This window comes from Protofrankia sp. Cr1 (assembly GCF_963555865.1).
Lineage (GTDB): Bacteria > Actinomycetota > Actinomycetes > Frankiales > Frankiaceae > Protofrankia.
In genome coordinates this window covers 1-4004 of sequence record NZ_CAUVXO010000054.1, presented here as the reverse complement: position 1 = coordinate 4004, position 4004 = coordinate 1, and the positions used below count along the sequence as shown (strand labels likewise).

At 69.9% G+C, this 4004-nt stretch carries 3 protein-coding genes; all 3 read right to left on the bottom strand.

The features are described from left to right. A partial coding sequence (locus U9980_RS07430; protein ID WP_322767260.1) for a hypothetical protein occupies window positions 1-1237 on the bottom strand: 1237 nt, incomplete at its 3' end. A 5-nt stretch (window positions 1238-1242) separates the two neighbouring features. Beyond that, window positions 1243-2250 (bottom strand): glutamate ABC transporter substrate-binding protein, encoded by a 1008-nt coding sequence (locus U9980_RS07425; RefSeq protein WP_322767259.1) that lies wholly within the window; start codon window positions 2248-2250, stop codon window positions 1243-1245. Further along, on the bottom strand, window positions 2247-3656 hold the full coding sequence (locus U9980_RS07420) for a hypothetical protein (RefSeq protein ID WP_322767258.1): 1410 nt from the start codon (window positions 3654-3656) through the stop codon (window positions 2247-2249). Before U9980_RS07420 ends, U9980_RS07425 begins: the two co-directional genes overlap by 4 nt. Between the last annotated feature and the right edge of the window lie 348 nt (window positions 3657-4004).

Genomic DNA, 4004 nt, shown 5'->3' with positions numbered 1-4004 from the left:
CCTCTGCCTCTACCTCTGCCTCCGGTACGGGTTCGCCGTCGCCCGCCGCGGCTCGCCGGTCCACGGCCGCGCCGAATGCCCGCACCAGCGCGGTGGCCCGGTCGAGATCGGTCGGCGCCGTGTACAGCACCGAGCGGGCATGGCGGTAGGCCTGGGCAAGGTCGGGGTCTTCCACGACACCCAGGCCGGCCGCCTTGGCGTGCCAGCCGCCGAGCAACCCCCGCAGGTCGTCGCGGGTCTGCAGGGGCGCCGCGCTGCGGTCGGCGAACCGGCGGGCCGAGATCAGCGTGGCGTCGGCGAGTTCCCGCCAGCGGTCCAGACCCCGGCTCGCTTCCTTCCACCGGCCCGCTGCGGCTGCGGCCGTCAACCGGTCGAGCCAGGTACGCAGGCCGTGCCGCTCGTCATCAAGGACGCCGGCGGGCATGCGCGGCAGCTGTGTCGCAGGGAGCAGGATGCGGCTGCGGGCACGGTCGGCGTCCGTGGCCGCCCGGTCGATGAGGGCGGCGATGCGTTCGAGCAGCGCTGCCGCTACCCGCAGGGCCTGGGGCAGGGTGTCGTGCCGCCGGGCCAGTTCATCGAGGCCAGCCTGCGCGGTGCTCACCGCCGCTTCAAGCCGGGTCACCAAGCTGTCCGGGACGGCCAGCGGATCGGCGGCGGTCAGGTCCGAAAGCTCGGCCAGCAGGCGGCGGGCGACGGTGCGGCCGGCATCGTCACCCAGTCGTAGGCGGGCGGCCAACTCGTCGGCGGTGGCGAGTTGCCCTTCTGTCGCGCTGAGGATCGCCAGTAGCCTGCTCCACGCGGCGAGGATCTCGTCGATGGTGGCGCGTACCGAGCCAAGCGCCGCATCGGTACGATCCGCCAACTCCGTCGGGCGGATGCCGACCGCGGGTGGTGGGCTCCCGGCGGGTGCTCCCGCCAGCACGGGGACCGCGGTCGGGCCGTGCAGCAACGCGTCCAGCTCGGCTGTTACGCGGGCGTCCACCCGAACCTTGTCCCCACGTACGGCGCGTGCCGCCGTCAGCAACTCGGTGAGGGTCCGGTAGCAGTTCCAGGCGTCCGCGAGTGCGGCCAGCGCGGTCGTGGCCCGCTCGCGCGTGGCGCCGGTGAGGCGTTCCGGGTCGATCAGGGCACGGCCGGGAGTGCTCTCCAGCTCCATCAGGATGGCCGCCTGGGCGGCGACCGCCGCTGACAGCCGGGTCAGCGTGGCGTCGATCTGTTCCAGGGTTGGCGCGACCATGGTGATCAACCCTGGTATTCCGGAACGGGTGGTGCGGGCACCGGTTCCGTGCCGGGCCCGGTGAGCCAGCGCCGGTAGATCTCCGTCCACCTGCCGTTCTTCTCGATCGTTTCCAGGGCACCGTTGAGGAACCGGGTGAAGTCCGGGTGATCCTTGTTGACGGCCATGCCGTGCGGCTCGTCGGTGAAGCGTGGGCCGACAATCATCGTGTAGGGATCCTGGTCGACTATTCCGGTCAGGATTCCGTCGTCGGTCGATATCCCGTCGACCACGCCCTGTTGGAGCGCGACCAGACAGTCCGCGACATTTGTGACGGGGTAGGGGATCGGTGCCGGGGATACGGTGGCAATGGCCTGGATGGAGGTCGTCCGGGCAGCCGCACACACCTTCCTGCCGGCCAGATCCTCGATTCTCCTGAAGCCCGAATCCCGACGGACGAGCACCCGCTGCCCGGAATCGTAGTAGACGGCGGAGAAGTCGACATCCCGTCGCCGGTCACAGGTGATGGTCATGGTGGCGATCGCGATGTCGATCAGGCCGTGCTGGACGGCGGGGATGCGTTCGGCGTTGGTGATCGCCCGAAACCGGATCTTCGGGTTACCGGGTCCGAAGATGGCCGCGGCCATCTCCTTCGCCATGTCGACGTCGAAGCCCTCGAGCTGGTTTGTCTGGGGGTTGACGATTCCGAACGGTGGAACGTCTGGAATGACGCCCACGACCAGATAGCCACGATCCTGGATCGTCTTCATGAAGGAACCCGCCGGCATGTCGCCCGGGGCGGGCATCGGGTCGGGTGGGACGAGGCTCGCCCGCGGGTTCCCGCAGCCCTGTGTGGGTGCCGTGGTCGTACCGGCCAGCACGGCCGCCGCGGTGGCCGGTGGCAGTGGTTCTGCGTCGGTGGGTAGCGGGCTGTGGGTCGTGCCGCATGCCACCGTGGCCGCGAGAATGACGGCGCCGACCACCGTGACCACGGTGGCCCTGATGATCCGGCGGCCGGCGGGACGGGCGGTCATCGGTACTCGTCGATGCGCCGCTGCATGCCGGCCAGGCTGAGGCCGGCGGCGACGACCATGGTCACAACCGCCACCGCGAGCAGGACGGACAGCGGCTCGCCCGCGTCGGACACCTGCCGGGAGAACCGTGCCTGGCTGGCCGTGACGGCCGCGTCAACCTTCTGATCGAAGGTGTCGAACGCCGCGGTACCCGCGCCGAGGGAGATCTTTCCCGCCGCGGTGAAGTCACCGGTGTCGGCGAGCAGCGCCGTGACCTGCTGATGTGCGCCGAGCCATACCCGCAGGTCGGAGTCGAGGCCCGTGCGGGTAGCGGTGTCCGGCCCGTCGACGCGCAGCGCGGCGCTCAGCGAGCCGCCGGCGAGGGGTCCGCCGTTGACCGCGAAGCCGAGCCGGGTGACCGCGACGGTGAAGTCGGTGTCGAAACGCGTGCCGTTACCACGGGCGATGAGCGACTGGTTTTCGTCCACGCGGGCTCGCAGGGCCAGTACCTTGGACTGGGCCAGCAGGGTCATGGGCACGAATCCCGAATCATGGGCGGCGCTGAGCCGCTGTTGTTGGACGGAGAACGCCGCGGCCGTCCAACAGAGGCTGAACAGCACGGCGAAGGTCGCCGTCACAAGGGGAATGTTGAGAACACGGTTGGTTCGCCGGTACAGCATTATCTGGGTGCCGACAAGACCGCCGGCGGCGAGGATGAATACCGCCGAGAGCAGGATCTCGCGTGGTCCGCTCGTCGCATCGGCGTAGGCCTTGTCGAGGCTGTCGGCATTCAGTGTGATGAGGCGATCGGTTGCCGGCAGTATTGTTTCCTGGACGAGTTGGGACCCTTGGCGCAGGTAGGCGGCACCGACCACGTTGCCCACCCGGTTGTTGGCGTGGGCCCGTTCGATGAGCCCGGTGTACACCGGAATCTTCTCGGCCAGGACGGCTAATGGTTCGGCCGCCGCGGCCTGGGTGTTGAGACGGGTCAGGGTCGCCACGGCGTCCGTCGCGGCGGTGATGCTGGTGTTGTAGGCCGCGAGCTGGTCAGCGGGTTCGGCGCCACCGGCGAGGAAAGAGGCGGCGGCGGTGGCGTCGGCCTCGGACAACGCCGCGTGCGCCCGCTGTGCTGTGACGATCGAGGGACCCGCATTGTTCCTGATGGTGTCGAGCGTCCTGATCCGACCGGCGATGGTCGAGACGGACACCAGCGCAAGCACGGCGAGTGCGCCGACGATGGCGATCGAGTACAGCCGGAGCCGGCCGGGCGTGGTGGCCCTCGCCGCCTGAGCCCGGTGTAACAGGCGGCCCGCCAGGCGGAGCATCCGATGGCCCTTGTCAGGCAGCCGCAGGCTCCGGTCGGCGATGCTTGGATCGACGGCGGTGCGTGCTCCAGCGGATGCCGCCAGAGGTGTGTTCGCCGTCACGGTTTGACCATAGTGCGGTTGCCGTCGGCGGCGAGCTGTCAGCTTGCACAGGCTTCTGTCAGCTTGTGGACAGGCCAGTGTTCGAGCCCCTGCCGAGCGAGCACCGGCCACGCGACCATCGGGGGCGGCGATCCGCCATCGACCGAGTGGACCGTATACCGTGTGACGATGCTTTCTGACGCCTCCGGGGCGCGCGCTGGTGGAGTTCGCTGATGGCCGGCCAACAGCGGCGAGGCGGCGGTGGTGTCGCGCGAGGTGGCCAGGGCGGTCGCGCGGCCAAGGGGAGCTCGCATCGCAAGGGCGCAGCGGCAGGCAGCGGTGGCCAGGGTAGGAAGAGCCTGCAGGGAC